Source organism: Eubacterium album (assembly GCF_025336545.1).
GTDB lineage: Bacteria > Bacillota > Clostridia > Lachnospirales > Lachnospiraceae > Eubacterium_U > Eubacterium_U album.
The window spans coordinates 155,312-171,135 of record NZ_JAODBU010000007.1 but is presented as its reverse complement, the minus strand read 5'-3'; the positions used below and the strand labels follow the sequence as shown (position 1 = coordinate 171,135).

At 32.4% G+C, this 15,824-nt stretch carries 11 protein-coding genes and 1 other annotated feature; all 11 genes read right to left on the bottom strand.

Going from position 1 to position 15,824, the window contains the following annotated elements:
• Positions 1 to 84 precede the first annotated feature (84 nt).
• The 11 genes from N5B56_RS08350 to N5B56_RS08300 all read right to left on the bottom strand — a co-directional run bounded on the left by N5B56_RS08350 (position 85) and on the right by N5B56_RS08300 (position 15,811).
• Complete coding sequence (locus N5B56_RS08350) at positions 85 to 957, bottom strand: DegV family protein (RefSeq protein ID WP_336306287.1); 873 nt, start codon at positions 955 to 957, stop codon at positions 85 to 87.
• Positions 958 to 1,156: 199 nt separating this feature from the next.
• Positions 1,157 to 2,896 carry a S8 family peptidase gene (locus N5B56_RS08345; protein WP_260978722.1) on the bottom strand — a complete coding sequence of 580 codons (1,740 nt, stop codon included), beginning with the start codon at positions 2,894 to 2,896 and terminating at the stop codon, positions 1,157 to 1,159.
• Between the two features lie 108 nt (positions 2,897 to 3,004).
• Positions 3,005 to 4,228: a tyrosine--tRNA ligase gene (tyrS, locus tag N5B56_RS08340; RefSeq protein ID WP_260978721.1), complete on the bottom strand. Its 1,224-nt coding sequence runs from the start codon at positions 4,226 to 4,228 to the stop codon at positions 3,005 to 3,007.
• A gap of 192 nt (positions 4,229 to 4,420) precedes the next feature.
• Positions 4,421 to 4,653, bottom strand: a binding site (T-box leader).
• A gap of 141 nt (positions 4,654 to 4,794) precedes the next feature.
• Positions 4,795 to 5,553 (bottom strand): NYN domain-containing protein, encoded by a 759-nt coding sequence (locus N5B56_RS08335; protein ID WP_118565450.1) that lies wholly within the window; start codon positions 5,551 to 5,553, stop codon positions 4,795 to 4,797.
• 376 nt (positions 5,554 to 5,929) lie between these two features.
• Complete coding sequence (locus N5B56_RS08330; RefSeq protein WP_260978720.1) at positions 5,930 to 9,274, bottom strand: EAL domain-containing protein; 3,345 nt, start codon at positions 9,272 to 9,274, stop codon at positions 5,930 to 5,932.
• A 260-nt stretch (positions 9,275 to 9,534) separates the two neighbouring features.
• Positions 9,535 to 10,032, bottom strand: a complete 498-nt coding sequence (locus N5B56_RS08325) for a GNAT family N-acetyltransferase (protein WP_022087883.1) — start codon at positions 10,030 to 10,032, stop codon at positions 9,535 to 9,537.
• 22 nt (positions 10,033 to 10,054) lie between these two features.
• Positions 10,055 to 10,921, bottom strand: coding sequence for a C39 family peptidase (locus N5B56_RS08320; RefSeq protein ID WP_260978719.1), 867 nt, complete (start codon positions 10,919 to 10,921; stop codon positions 10,055 to 10,057).
• A 263-nt stretch (positions 10,922 to 11,184) separates the two neighbouring features.
• Entirely contained in the window at positions 11,185 to 12,549 is a 1,365-nt protein-coding gene (locus tag N5B56_RS08315; protein WP_022087881.1) for an NCS2 family permease, read from the bottom strand.
• Positions 12,550 to 12,778: 229 nt separating this feature from the next.
• Positions 12,779 to 13,822, bottom strand: a complete 1,044-nt coding sequence (locus N5B56_RS08310; RefSeq protein WP_428979596.1) for an electron transfer flavoprotein subunit alpha/FixB family protein — start codon at positions 13,820 to 13,822, stop codon at positions 12,779 to 12,781.
• A 28-nt stretch (positions 13,823 to 13,850) separates the two neighbouring features.
• Positions 13,851 to 14,636, bottom strand: a complete 786-nt coding sequence (locus N5B56_RS08305) for an electron transfer flavoprotein subunit beta/FixA family protein (RefSeq protein WP_022087879.1) — start codon at positions 14,634 to 14,636, stop codon at positions 13,851 to 13,853.
• Positions 14,637 to 14,653: 17 nt separating this feature from the next.
• Positions 14,654 to 15,811, bottom strand: coding sequence for an acyl-CoA dehydrogenase (locus N5B56_RS08300; RefSeq protein WP_022087878.1), 1,158 nt, complete (start codon positions 15,809 to 15,811; stop codon positions 14,654 to 14,656).
• Positions 15,812 to 15,824 lie beyond the last annotated feature (13 nt).

Sequence of the window (15,824 nt, the reverse complement as noted above, 5' to 3'; positions counted from 1 at the left end):
ATCTATGTATAAAATTGTACTAAAACGTGTTAAGAAAATTTTACTTTTAATACAATATCTTCATAATAATAAATATTTACATCTTTATGGTCTTACAGAATATCCTATTCCAAGTCCTCCCGGTCCAATATGACATGTTATTCCCATTGGTAAATAATCCCATAACACTTTTATTCCAGGGAAAGCTTCCTGTATTTCATTAACCCACTTCTTTGTTTCTTCTTCATCAGCACTTGATGCTGCTAAAATATGTACATTTCCTTTTTCAAAGTCTTCTGCATAGTCTGTTGTAACTATTCTTTTCACTTCCTCTATCATTACTGTTTTTGCCTTTATCAATCCTCTACAATTTTTAAAAGAATCAAGTGTACCAATATCAAATTTTAAAATTGGCTTAACTTTAAGCATTCCACCTACAAGTGCTACACTAGATGAAATTCTTCCACCTTTCTTTAAATATTTCAAATCATCTACAGCAACAAAAATTCCCATTTTTCCTTTTGCATCTTCAAGTCTGTTCTTTATTTCCTTCGCACTACAACCTTCATTTAACAACTCGATTGCATCTAAAACAGACTGTTTCATAGGCGTTGAAACTCTTCCGTTATCAACTACAAAAACTTTACCATCATAATCATCATTCTGTGCCATAGCCATTGCTGTTGAACATGAGCCACTAAGTCCACTGCTTATTGGTATATAAACTAATTCTTCGTATTCTTTTAAAATTTCATCCCATAAGTTCATAACTGCCTCAGGTGATGGCTGTGATGTACTTACATTCTCATCATTTTTAAGCAATTCTATAAATTCTTCTCTACTTATATCTTTACCTTCGTAATGACATTGATCATTAATGTAAAATGGCATTGGCAACACATATATCCCAAGTTTTTTAGCTTCTTCCTGTGTTATTCCGCTATGACTGTCAGTTAAAATTCCTGTCTTCTTCATCATTATTCCTCCAAATGTATATATAACTACAAACTAACGTATTATCAAATTCAAATATCAAAATATATACCACTAATTAATTGGCATATGTTGTATACCACGCAATTTACTTTATAAAATAAACAACTTCAAACGGGTAACTAGACAACTATACCATTATTTGTCCATAAAGTCTATAGTCCTATAGTACAAATTTCAAATATCATCTCGGTATACTATTTCTAATACATAATGCTCCCCATCCCATCATAGGATTTGGCCATTTTTTAAATCCATCTATTTTTCTTGCTCCTCTTATCAGATAAGCCTTAAGTTTTTCTCCATATAAATACTTGTCATTTCCATTAATTATTCCCCATTCCATAAGCAACGCTGCTGCTCCTGAAACAAATGGCGTTGCCATTGATGTTCCACTTTTTGATGAAAGTCCTCCGCCAACTGCCGCCGATATTATATCTACTCCCGGTGCTACAATATCCGGTTTAATTTGATTTGTTTCTCTTGTAAATCCTCTTCCTGAAAAGTCTGCATATGTCTGCCTGTTACTATCATACGCTCCTACAGTAATTGCTTTAGAAGCAGTTGATGGAATTGTCAACGTAGTGTCAGGTATAGGATTTAAAAACCTTGTATTTGTACCTAATGAAGCCTCAACAGGCAACCACATATTATACGCTCCTAACACTGATTTAACCGATGTTATCCTCACAGTCCAAATACCTGACTGAATATACATATCTTCAGGCACGAATTGAACATATACCTCCTGATATATGCTATAAGGTTTAGGTGTTCCATAATATACCATCAACCTTGTTCTATCTGAAGAGATATTATATTTCATAACTTCATTTGCATCAGTAAAAATTCCGGTACTTTCGCCTGTTGGTGAAATTAATTCTATTTCAAATATATCTGCATAAGACTTCCATATTTGCAAATTAAGGGAATTTTGATAATTTGATACTGCAAATTCTATATTTTCTGTTTCACCTGTATCGATTTTTCCACTTGTATGTCCCCCCGCATTTCCTTCGTTTCCTGAACCTATTACAACGGATATTCTTTCCTTTGCAGATATCTCGTTAATATATGTTTCAAGCAATGATGTTCCATCATGAGAACCATAGTTATTTCCAAAACTTAAATTTATAACAATCGGCATTTGCAGCTCTTCTGCTTTCCTTGTTACATAATCAATTGCTTCCATAAGTTCTATTGTTGTCGGAAACGAATTTTCTCTCGGTGTCGCCAATTTAACAATTAACAATTTGCTTTTAGTTGCTATTCCGATATTATTTCTTTTATCGTTTGCAAAATTTCCTGCAGCAATACCTGCTACATGAGTTCCATGTCCTGAATAATCTCTTGATGGTACAATTTCATATCTTTCTCTAAAATCCGGCGCATTTATTGCTGCATTTATCTGACTATCCGTATAAAATGTTCCTCTGTTAAAACCGTATGTATTTTCACCATTCCCTATTGTCTGATCCCAAATCTCAATAATTCTAGTTTTCCCAAATTCATCTATAAATGCTGAATTTGCATAATCTATTCCACTGTCTATTACCGCAATAATTACCCCTTCTCCATATATACCAAACTGATTCTGTGCATTTGTAACACATGCTTCACTTCTGTTATTTATAACTGCAAAATATAACGGTTTTGCTTTTTCAATATAAATAACACTGTCATCCTCAGCAAGTTTATCAATAGTTTCTTTTGGCACAGATAATATTGCAAAATTATTTGACAATATTTCATATTGTATTCCATTATATTTTTCTAAAAAATCCGGAGTTCCCGTGAACCTTATAATCAAATCCCAGGAGTTATCTATTGGATTAAAACCTGCTGATAGTTCCCGGCATTTATCTAATTCCTGAATATTAGCTTCCAAGGCAACATTCAATAAATTTTCTATTTTTTCACTCATAAACATACCTAAAAAAACACTTATTACATTCTATGAAAATTTCTTACCATAATTACTTAGAATGTAATAAGTGTTCTACTTTTTGTATTATCGATTCTGAATTAAAGCTTAGTCCATAATTGCCTTATGGAATTTCTTCTTACCCTTTTTAATCTTAGCTCCGTCTTTTAACATTGATTCTGTAACAACAAAACCTATATCTGTAACTTTCTCATCATTAACAGATACGCCACCCTGCTGTACAAGTCTTCTTGCTTCACTCTTTGTTCCTGCTAATCCACAAGTTACCATTAAATCCATGATTCCAATTCCACCATCTGTTAACTGATCCGGTGTAATTGTAGATGTTGGCATATTTGAATCATCTCCACCACCTGCAAATAATGCCTTTGATGCTTCTTCAGCTTTCTTTGCTTCTTCTTCACCATGAACCATCTTTGTAAGTTCGAATGCAAGAATTTCTTTTGCTTTATTTAACTGGCTTCCTTCCCATTCATCCATCTTATCAATTTCTTCAAGTGGAAGGAATGTTAACATACGGATACATTTTAATACGTCTTTATCTCCTACATTTCTCCAGTACTGGTAAAATTCAAATGGAGATGTTTTATTAGCGTCAAGCCATACTGCTCCGTTAGCTGTCTTACCCATTTTCTTTCCTTCTGAATTCATAAGAAGTGTAATTGTCATGGCATAAGCATCTTTTCCAAGTTTACGACGGATTAATTCTGTACCACCCAACATATTTGACCACTGATCATCTCCACCAAACTGCATGTTACATCCATATTCTTTAAATAAATGATAAAAGTCATATGACTGCATAATCATATAGTTAAATTCAAGGAATGTTAAACCTTTTTCCATTCTCTGCTTGTAGCATTCTGCACGAAGCATATTGTTAACTGAGAAACATGGTCCTACTTCACGTAATACATCAATGTAGTTAAGTTTTAATAACCAATCAGCATTGTTTACTGCAATAGCTCCACCTTCTCCAAAATCAATAAATCTTTCCATCTGCTTCTTAAAACATTCGCAGTTATGTTCAATTGTTTCAGGTGTAAGCATCTGACGTAAATCGTTACGTCCTGAAGGATCACCTATGTATCCTGTTCCACCACCAAGCAATACAACAGGTCTGTTGCCTGCCATCTGTAATCTCTTCATAAGACATAAAGCCATAAAATGACCTACATGAAGTGAATCTGCTGTAGGATCAAATCCAATATAAAATGTTGCTTTTCCTGTGTTAATTAATTCTTTAATTTCTTCTTCATCTGTAACCTGGGCTATAAGACCACGTGCTACTAATTCATCATAAATTGTCATCTTTTTTTCCTTTCTTAAATTAAAATTCATTAAATTTCTTTATAAGTGTTTCAAGTTATTAGGATACTTATTAAATTTTTGATACCGATATGCAATTTTCTATTATCTGCGAAAATTAAAATTGCATTTTTTAAGCTTAGATTCATAAATATGACCTTGCCATACATAAAAAAAACCTCTGCATCTTACGATACAGAGGGCATTAACTGCGGTACCACCTCTAAATAAAAATTTCTCACGAAATCTTCCTCTACGAGTGCAAACACACTCTTGCGCTATAACGGGCGCTCCCGACATTCCCTACTCATTTCTTTTCAGGTTGTAACTCCAGGATGTATTTCACAAAATCTACTTCATAATCTCACACCAACCGATTACTCTCTTGCAAGTACAATTAAGTTACTTCTTCCTCTCAACGTCTTATAAATAATTAATCTTTTTCTATACTAACTTTTTGTAGCAAAAAAATCAACTGTTTTTTAATATTTTTATTCCTTCCAAAATTAAAATTTTAAATTTCACTCTTCCATCGTGCTGTGGAATTTGCTTTTAGATAAACGGAATTTTTATTCCTTCTCCCAAATACCATCATTTGAAATCTTATTCCAATCTGCTTTCAATACAGAAACAACTTTTCCCCTCTTAAATTTCTTCTCTTCCTGATATAAATACTTCTGTTTTATTAATCCGTCAACAGCAACCTTTACTTTATCTTTCGGAACTTTATTATAATCCGCTACACACTGAATGGTCTTCCAATATGTAACAACTGAACGATTTTTCTGTTTCTGTTTATATAAACTATTTAGAATAAGTTCATTATAATGATGTTTTTCCTGTGACTGTCTTGGCATCTCGACATAACTTGTTGCGACTGATTTAAGTTTATTGCTAAATGAATATTTAACCCCATAAATAATAACTTTTTTGCCTATTTCCTTTAAGTATTCTGCAACTTTAGTAAAATGCGCATCCCCTGTAAATAAAACATATACTTTAGTTTTGTCCTTTTTTGCAGCACTTCTATAAATCGCATCTAAAATAATCACATCCGTAAAATCTTTATCAACGCCTTCTTTATCGCTGGCTGTATGTATAATATTCTTAGTAATTCCTTTTAATCTTTCTAAATCATTTCCTATATTATATTTTGAAAAATCCCCAAAAACATACAATCTTGTAATATTATATTCCTGTTTTAGTTCTTCAATCCACTCTTCAATATTAGGCTTCATCTGAAACTTATTTCTGTATGCATAATACCAATGTTCATAGTCAACAAACACTTGTGCTTCCGGTTTTTTATCTTTTTTTAATCCGAACATTTATTTCCTCCTTTTTATATTTGGGTTAATTAAGGATACCCATAATCCTTTGTTCATTGAAATTCTCTTATATAAAAGTGATACCTCTTTGACTTATATAAACTATAGAAGCCTTTGTATGCACCAACTACATACTCACATATAGTCTTTATATATCATTTTCTCTTCCCCGATATATAACATAAGGAGCCTTACGGCTCCTTATAGCTGCAAACACACACATTATACAATATATAAATGTAGGTGTCAAAATTCAGATTATTTAAAGTATTTACAGATTCAGATTTTCTTGTAATATTTACTGCCTGTTAAATATTAACTAAACACTTGCAAAACTTTAATTATCTGCATAAAATTATAATCTTTGCAACTTCATTTAATCAATATAATTAAGCAATCCAATTACTCCATTGTTTTTTTCAGTTGGTGTGTATAAAACAATATGACTTAATAAAGCTTTTCTTACTTTTCCATCCTTGTCAAAACAATTTATCTGAATTTTTTTATTTGTTTTCTGTAATTTTGTTTGTTTATAGAATTCAATAAATTTATCAACGTCTTCATTTACGATTACATTTCCCTTAATAAATTCTATATAATCAACATTATCCGCTTCTACATTAAATGTTTCTTTTGTCTTTGTTCCTAAATCGCAAATATTGGTATCCATTGATACGTGCCAATATATGTATTTTTCTTCTTCCAGTCCAAATCTAATATTATCAAGCATTCCATTAATAATATTATCATCCTGTATTTTCTTTGTAATATCTTCTGCAAAATGTATAAGCGCATACCCTGAATTCCAAGGTACTTTTCTTATTCTAATATTATATGTCTTACCTGTATCCTCATTCTTAACGTCAACTTCTTTAATAAGTTCATTACAGAATTTATCACAATGTTCACATGGTGCATTCGAATCCCATATTGTCTCATGACATTTTAATCCAATAAGTTCTTTTGTTTTATCAGAAGTTAATTCTTCCTTTGCTGCACGATTCATATACAATAATTCTTTTGTTTTTTCATTGCATATAAATATAATTTCATGTGATTCTTCAATAAGCCATCCCATGTTTCTAACATCTATAGGCATTGACATTTCTTCATTACCTGTATATATCTGGAACTGATTCTTTCCTAATTTCTTAGCCTGAATAAGTGCCATGTCAGCACATCTGTAAAGTTCTTTATATTCTGTCGCATGAGCCGGAAACATTGCAACACCCATTGAACATGAAATCTTCATTTCTCCCACATTAATACGTAGTTTATTTCTCAATATTTCCATTTCGTTATTAAGTTCATCTATTGTCATTCCACGCTTTATAAATACAGCAAATTCGTCTCCACCAAATCTACACGATAAATTTTCTTCTGAAAAAGCACTGTCAAGAATATTGGCCACATTAATTATTGCCTGATCACCCATAATGTGTCCAAGACTATCATTTACTCCCTTAAAATTATCAATATCAATCATAAGGAATATAGCTTCTTTTCCTGAACTGCTCAAGAACAATCTTACCTGTCTTTCAAACTCTTTTCTGTTAAGAAGTCCTGTCATTGTATCAAGTTTAACCTGACCTTCAACAACTCGTAATTTCTGAATTACCTTTTTACGATGCTCTTCAAATAATCTTTCAACCGTATTGTTTAATTCATATTTGTCATATGGTTTAAACAGCATACCATCTGCACCGTTTTTAAATGCAATATCTTTATATACATTTTCATTGTCACCTGTTGTATATAATACCGGAATCTCATCTAATTTATCGTTCTTTTTCATTTCGTAAAGTAAATGAAACTTATCTTCTTCATTTATATTAGTATCTACAACTGTTAAAATAATGTTGTAATAATTCTTCTTTATAAATTGATAAGCTTCTTCTTCATTGTCAAACTCTACAAATCTATATTCCGTATCCAGATAGTTTCTAAACATTTCACGGTTTCTTTGTAATTCATCCACAAGGACTATCACTTCTGTCTCGCCGTTCTGGTCATCTATTGATAATTTCTTGTACTCTTTATAACTCTCTAAATTAAAAATTGGAATTATATCTTCACTTAATAATTTATTTTTAAATTCCTGTTCAGGTATCGGTCTTGAGAAATAATATCCCTGTACAAAATTACATTTTAATCTTCTCAAATACTGAATATGTTCTTCTATCTCTGCACCTTCAACTACAATTATAAGATTCATCCATTTTGCCAGATTTACTATTGAACTGATAATATTATGGCTATTCTTATTTTTCTGTTCATTCTGAATGAATTTCATATCAAGCTTAATTATATCTATTGGAAGTTCAGCTAAAATATTCAATGATGAATATCCACTTCCAAAGTCATCCATCTCTATAATAAATCCATATTCTTTTAATCTTCTGACTACTTCTAAAATATTTTCAGTATTTTCCATATATGCTGATTCTGTAATTTCTAAGTGTAAGTATGTAGGTGATAGATTATGTCTTTCAACCATACTTTTAAGAATCTCCGGAAGTCCTTCTTTGTAAATATCTTTTCTTGATACATTGACAGATACCGGAAGAATCTTATTGTGTTCATTCTTCATTTTCTCAATGAATCCACATACATGCTCCCATATATATATATCGAGTTCAGTAATAAATCCATTTTCTTCAAATATCGGAATAAATTCACCCGGCGAAATAAATCCTAATTCCGGATGTTGCCATCTTATAAGTGCCTCTGCTCCAATCATCTTATTAGTCTGAATATCATATTTAGGCTGATAATACACCTTGAAATCCTCATTCATAAGAGATTGTTTCATAGTTTTTGTAATCTGAATATTCTGCTGATTTTTACTCATTAATGCATCGTCATATATGTACACATCATGATCATATGTGAGTTTAGCCTGATTACATGCTGCAATAGCATTATCGCACATAGAATTTATAATGATGCTCTTATCTTCAATATTGTATACACCAAATTTAAAACTTATTTTTGCTTCATAAAATCTATGATATACCATCTTCGTAGCATATATTAAAGTATTAATTATATTATCGGATTCCTTAGATAAAAAGTAAAAAATATCTGAATGGGCACGGGCAAACAACACATCCTTATTTTCAAATATTCCATTTAGCATCTCAGTATAAAATTTTAAAAGGCTGTCTCCCTCTTTCCATCCAAATGCATCATTAAAATATTTAAATTTTTCTATATCTGACGCAATAATTTGATATTTTTCTTCCGGATTACTTTTTATTATTTCTTTTGCCTTTCTATAAAAAGCCTTTCTGTTATAAGCTCCTGTCAAAGAATCTCTTTCAGCATCTCTAAGTCTGTAAATAGATTCTTTCATATCGATAAGATTATCGATTCTTCTAAGCAATACTTTGATATTATATGGCTTATTTACAAAATCATTAGCGCCTAAAGCCAAGGCCTTCTCTTCCGTTTCATCCGCATCTTTATCTGTTGTTACAATTACAGGTATTTTATTATATTCCGGTTCTTTCTTAAATTCTTCAAGAAATCCATATCCGTCCATAACCGGCATTACAATGTCTAATAAAATTGCAGAAATACGTTCACTGTCTGTTTTTAAAATTTCTAATGCCTCAAGACCATTCTCAGCCCCAATAACAGTATATCTGTCTTCTAATAAGGCTTTAAGAATTTCTCTGTTCATTTCCTGGTCTTCAACAACTAAAACCGTTTTCTTCATATGTCCTCCAGTCATTATTATCTCGCATTTATAATCAATCTATAGTCATTATTATAATTTTTCTAAATTGAATATTAATTTTCCGTTATTCCATATGAATATTATACTACATATACAGTTTTATTCAACAAAACTCAATTACTAATCTGGTAACTTTTTTATTATGCTTTTTATACTTTTTTATTGTTTTTTGAATCATTTTTTAATGTTATTCTTTTTTATTGCACCTTTTCTACACTTTTTATTATATTTATACCTTTTTATATTCCCCTTTCATAGCATATCCATTCATGGTCATACAAAAATATTCTTCCACAATCATTAAATTCCATTTTTTTATATGCTCTCAGTGCGTTAGCGTTATTTGGGCTTACCAGATAATGTACTCCCTTATATTTTCTTTTTTGTAAGTTTTCCATGGCTCCTTGTATCAAATTTCCTGCAAGTCCATTACCTCTATATTCTTCAGCTATTACCAGTCTTGCCAGTTCCCCTGCCGGTTTTAGTTCTTTTGACCAGCATTTCTGTTCTTCTACTAACTTATCATCATCTATTGAAATTGCTGCTATTATCTCATTGTTTTTTTCATTAACTATAACAAAACTATCCCCTCTTAAAATATCATTTTTTATTATTTCTTTTGTTGGATATTCTTCTGTCCATGTACATCCTTTAGTCCTTCTTGCATCAACATACAATTTAAAAATATCCTCTAATCTATTTATATCTCCTGCTTTAAAATTCAAATTTTCTTTCATTTTTTATTTTTAATCCTTTAATTTATCTTAAAACCCATAGATTTTTTATCTGATCTTTTATATCTTCAAACACCCATTGCTTATTTGAATTTGCTTTACTGTTAGGATCATTAACTCTTACTTTTCCATCTTTATATTTAGTTAATACTATAAAATGTCCCTGTGTCGTAAAATCTCCTGGTCCTACTACACATATAATTGGATTACCTACTTCCAAATTATCTTTTACTCTTTGTTCATCTAACGGTATTTCTATAACTTGCATGCCAAGCTGCTTGCCACCTTCTGAAATAAGTGACCATGCTGAACCATTTTCTTCATCTGCATATCCATTTTTCATTGCAAAATCCGCAATCATTTTCGGAGTATATTTTATATTTCCTGTCACATAAACAGCCACCATCGAAAGGCATGTCGGTCCACAGCCTGTAATTCCCATACAATCACCTGCGTATGTATAATAACCCCATCTCTGATCCCATTGCATAAATAGCGGAACCTCTGTAGTTTTCTTATATTTTGAAAAATCAATATCGTATGCTTTTCCCTTTTTTTCAGGATATTTCAAGACAAAATCTTTTGTTTCTTTATTTCTTTCAAATAATTTTTGTATATTTTCCGGATAATCCTCTAAAGTGTAACCATGTTTTTCTGCATAGTTTTTTATTACATCTTTTGCTGATTCCTCTTTTGATTCTTTTATTTTTTTTACATCATTTCCGCCACTATTTCCGCTTTCAGATATGTTATTCATATTTTTCTTTAGATAATTAATTGCAAATGCCAAAACTACTATAAGTACACAGCAAAATGTAAATCTTATATATTTTCTAATTAACATTATTTTTCTTTGTCTTTTTCTTCTTAAGTTTTCTGCTCTTCTTGACATATCGTACCTTCTTTCTGCTTATCTAAATAGTATAATAACAATTTTCGACATTAAAAACATAAATATTTCTTTAAGATTTTTTGAATTTTATAAATATCTCATACATTATTTTAATTCAACTATCCAAAAATTTGTTTTTCATCAAAAAGACCTCTGTCACAATGACTATCAATAATTAGTTCTTTTCTAACATATTGATGACATCTAATAATGACAAAGGCCTTTTGTTTTTCTGTTTTTTTCTTAAATTCTATTTTTTCTTCTTATAAGAATATATATTTTAATACGAATAATACTGCAAGAATGTACATCAATGGTTTTACTTCTTTTGCTTTACCGCAAATAGCATTTAATAATACATATGAAATAATTCCGATTGAGATACCTTCTGAGATACTATAGAACAATGGCATTGCAATAATGCAAAGATATGCAGGGATTGCATCTGTCAAATTATCATCTGTAAATTTAATATCTGTTACTGCTCCAAACATAAGGAATCCTACCATAATTAATGCCGGTGCTGTAGCAAATGATGGAATAGTAATAAATAATGGTGAAAGAACAACTGAAACAAGGAATAATAAACCTGTTACTGCTGCTGTCAAACCTGTACGACCACCTTCTGCAACACCTGCTGAAGATTCTACGAATGTTGTTGTTGTTGATGTACCTAAAATAGCACCTGCTGATGTAGCAATAGCGTCTGACATAAGAGCTGGTTTAATGTTAGGAAGCTTTCCATTTTCATCAAGCATTCCAGCCTTTGTACTAACACCAATAATTGTTCCTAATGTATCAAATAAATCAACAAAGAGGAATGCAAATACTACAATAATAAAGTTAACAATTCCTACTGCTTTAAAATCAAGTTTAAAGCACTGTCCAAAAGTTTCTCCTAAAGCTGAAAAATCAAAGCTTACAAAATGTGTTGGAATTACTGAGAAAAAGCTTTCGTTATCAGGAACATAAATCTTTGTAAGTTCACAAATAATTCCTAAAACCCATGTTGAAACGATACCTATTAAGATTGAACCTTTTACTCTCTTAATGTAAAGAATAGCTGTAATAAATACACCGATTACTGCTAATAATGCACAAATTCCTGCTGTATGGAAGTTACTTGTAAAATCTGTAATTGTAACAAGTGTAGATTCTGAATCATTTACTAATCCTGCATTCTGTAATCCGATAAATGCAATAAATAAACCAATACCTACTGATACTGCCTTTTTAAGATTAAGAGGAATAGCATCAAAAATTGCTTCACGTACATTTGTTAATGAAAGAATTATAAATATAATACCTTCTACAAATACCGCAAATAAAGCAATCTGCCATGAATATCCCATTTCTCCACATACTGTGTAAGCAAAGTATGCATTTAATCCAAGACCTGCTGATAAGGCAAATGGAAGATTTGCCATAAATGCCATACACATTGTTCCAACAAATGATGCTATACATGTAGCAATCAAAATAGCCTCTTTGTCCATTCCTGAGGCACTTAAGATGTTAGGGTTTACAGCAAGAATATATGCCATTGTCATAAATGTTGTAATACCCGCAATAACTTCAGTTTTTACAGAAGTATTGTTTTTTTTAAGTTTGAATATTTTTTCTAACATTTTCTCCTTTGTATAGATAACTTGTTTGTCATCTTATACTTCCTTTCTTTATTTTTATTACTATTGTAACCACAAAATTATAACAAAGTTTCACTCTTTTTTCTATATTAATTTTATATGAATAATTGAGGATTTATTATACATGATGTCGAGAAGTCAAAAATCCCCGCATCCAAAGATGCGGAGATTCCTAAATATGTTAATATAACTTAACGTATATTATATTTAATTATGCATTAGCCTTTGCAGCCTTAATAGCTTCTGTAAGCTGTGGTACGATTTTGTTTAAATCACCAACGATACCATAATCAGCTACATCAAAGATAGGAGCATCTTCATCTTTATTGATAGCAATAATAAGATCTGATTCTTCCATACCTGCAACGTGCTGGATTGCTCCAGAAATACCAATTGCGAAGTAAACCTGTGGACGAACTGTCTTACCTGTCTGTCCAACCTGTCTGTCAACTGGTAACCAACCGTTATCTGTAACTGCTCTAGAACATGCAACTGTTCCGTCAAGAGCTTCTGCTAAATCTTCAAGAATCTTGAAGTTTTCTTTGCTTCCAACTCCACGTCCACCAGATACTAAAATCTTAGCGTCCATGATGTTAACTGTTTCAGCAACTTCTTTAACTACATCCATGATTTCAACATATTTGTTGTTTGGTGTAAATCCTGGATTGAATTCAATAACTTCTGCCTTAGCACCTGGCTTTGGTTCAGCCTTCTGCATAACACCTGCACGTACTGTAGCCATCTGAGGACGGTTATCAGGACAAGCGATTGTAGCAATTGTGTTTCCACCAAATGCCGGACGAGTCATTAATAACTGATTGTGTTTCTGTTCCTTACCTGGAATAGCAACTAATGGGAAGTCACCAATTTCAAGTAATGTACAGTCAGCTGTTAAACCTGTTGCAACTCTAGCTGAAACTGTAGGACCTAAATCTCTACCAATTGCTGTTGCACCAACTAACATAATTTCAGGTTTATATTTGTTGATAACTTCTGCTAAAGCATGTGCATATGGTTCTGTTCTATATGTTTCAAGTTCAGGATCATCTACTACGATAACCTTGTCAGCGCCATATTCAGCTAACTGATCTACAAGATTTCCAACGTTTGATCCAAGAAGTACTGCTGTAACTTCTGTATTTAATGGTTTTGCGAGTCTTCCTGCTTCTCCGAGGAGTTCGAACGCGATTGAGCTTAATTCGTTATCTACCTGCTGAGCGAAGACATATACGCCTTTATAATCTTCTAAATTTATATTCTGCATGATTAAATCTCCTCTCTAATTAAATAACGTGCTTTGTTAAAAGCTTATCCATGATGTAATCAACTGCTTCAGCCGGGCTATCTGGAGTAACTTTTTCTCCAGCGCCTTTACGAACTTTATCAGATGCTTTAGCAATCTTTGTAGGTGAACCCTTTAATCCAAGGTCTCCATCTTCTACATCAACAAGATTTGCTCTTCCCCATGTTGTAATTTCTGCATCATAAGCATCAAAAATTCCACCTGGAGTCATATAACGAGGATCATTTAATTCTGAAAGTGCTGTAATTAATACAGGCATCTGAGCTTTAATTACGTGATGTCTGTCTTCATACTGACGTTCTACAATTACGCTATCTCCATCAACCTTAATATCCTGTGCATATGAGATAACAGGAATGTTAAGATGTTCAGCAATCTGTGGTCCAACCTGAGCTGTATCACCATCGATAGCCTGACGTCCTGTAATAATAATATCATAATCAAGGTTTCTGATAGCACCTGCGATTGTTGTTGATGTAGCCCATGTGTCAGCTCCACCTAAAACTCTATCAGTTACTAAGATTCCCTTATCAGCTCCCATAGCCATAGCTTCACGAAGAACTTCTTCAGCCTTTGGAAGACCCATAGTAACTACTGTTACTTCTGCGCCATACTGATCTTTTAATCTAAGTGCTGCTTCAAGACCTGCTTTATCATCAGGGTTCATAATTGTAAGCATTGCACCTCTATCTAATGTACCATCTGGATTGAATTTAACTCCACCCTTTGTATCAGGTACCTGTTTTACACAAACGACAATTTTCACGATAAGTACCTCCTAAATTATTTTAATAAGTTTGCAGAAATTACCATACGCTGAACTTCTGAAGTTCCTTCGTAGATTTCTGTGATCTTAGCATCACGCATCATACGCTCAACGTCATATTCTCTGATATAACCATAACCACCGTGTAACTGAACAGCCTTTGTTGTAACTTCCATTGCAACTTCTGCTGCGTATAATTTAGCCTGAGCTGCTTCTACAGAATATGTCTTCTGTGTTTCTTTAGCCTTAGCTGCCTTGTATACAAGCATCTTAGCAGCTTCTACCTTAGTAGCCATGTCTGCTAACTGGAACTGTGTATTCTGGAACTGTCCGATTGTTCTACCGAACTGTTTTCTTTCTTTTACGTATGCAATAGTTGTTTCTAAAGCACCTTCTGCAAGACCAAGAGCCTGAGCTGCGATACCAATACGTCCACCATCAAGTGTATGCATAGCGATACCGAAACCTTTACCCTGCTTACCAAGTAAGTTTTCTGCTGGAATACGGCAATCTTCAAAGATTAATTCGTATGTTGCTGAACCACGGATACCCATCTTCTTTTCTTTTGTACCAAATGAAAATCCAGGTGTTCCTTTTTCAACGATGAATGCTGAAATTTCTTTCATCATTCTACCACGTTTTTCAACTTTACCTGTAACTGCAATGATGATATAAATATCTGCATATTTACCATTTGTAATAAAACATTTTGAACCATTTAATACCCATTCATTTGTTTCTTTATCGAAAACAGCCTTTGTCTGCTGTCCCTGTGCGTCTGTACCAGCACCTGGTTCTGTTAAACCGAAAGCACCTAATTTTTCACCTTTTGCAAGTGGAACTACGTATTTCTGCTTCTGTTCTTCAGTACCAAATGTCATAATAGGATCGATACAAAGTGATGTATGTGCTGAAACGATAACACCTGTTGTACCACAAACCTTTGATAATTCTTCAACGCACATAGCGTATGTTAAAGGATCACATCCCTGTCCACCATATTCCTTAGGAACTGGGATACCAAGGAAACCATTTTTTGCCATTTTTTCAACTGTCTCTACAGGGAACTGTTCATTTTCATCTGTTTCCTGTGCAAGAGGTTTTACTTCATTTTCGGCAAATTCTTTGAAAAGGCTCTGAGCCATTTCATGTTTCTTACTTAATGTAAAATCCATTATTAAATTCCTC

Excerpts from the sequence above, each read along its gene's own strand:
- N5B56_RS08350 (WP_336306287.1), bottom strand. The coding sequence starts at position 957 with ATGATGAAGAAGACAGGAATTTTAACTGACAGTCATAGCGGAATAACA.
- N5B56_RS08345 (WP_260978722.1), bottom strand. The coding sequence starts at position 2,896 with ATGAGTGAAAAAATAGAAAATTTATTGAATGTTGCCTTGGAAGCTAAT.
- tyrS (WP_260978721.1), bottom strand. The coding sequence starts at position 4,228 with ATGACAATTTATGATGAATTAGTAGCACGTGGTCTTATAGCCCAGGTT.
- N5B56_RS08335 (WP_118565450.1), bottom strand. The coding sequence starts at position 5,553 with ATGTTCGGATTAAAAAAAGATAAAAAACCGGAAGCACAAGTGTTTGTT.
- N5B56_RS08330 (WP_260978720.1), bottom strand. The coding sequence starts at position 9,274 with ATGAAGAAAACGGTTTTAGTTGTTGAAGACCAGGAAATGAACAGAGAA.
- N5B56_RS08325 (WP_022087883.1), bottom strand. The coding sequence starts at position 10,032 with ATGAAAGAAAATTTGAATTTTAAAGCAGGAGATATAAATAGATTAGAG.
- N5B56_RS08320 (WP_260978719.1), bottom strand. The coding sequence starts at position 10,921 with ATGTCAAGAAGAGCAGAAAACTTAAGAAGAAAAAGACAAAGAAAAATA.
- N5B56_RS08315 (WP_022087881.1), bottom strand. The coding sequence starts at position 12,549 with ATGTTAGAAAAAATATTCAAACTTAAAAAAAACAATACTTCTGTAAAA.
- N5B56_RS08300 (WP_022087878.1), bottom strand. The coding sequence starts at position 15,811 with ATGGATTTTACATTAAGTAAGAAACATGAAATGGCTCAGAGCCTTTTC.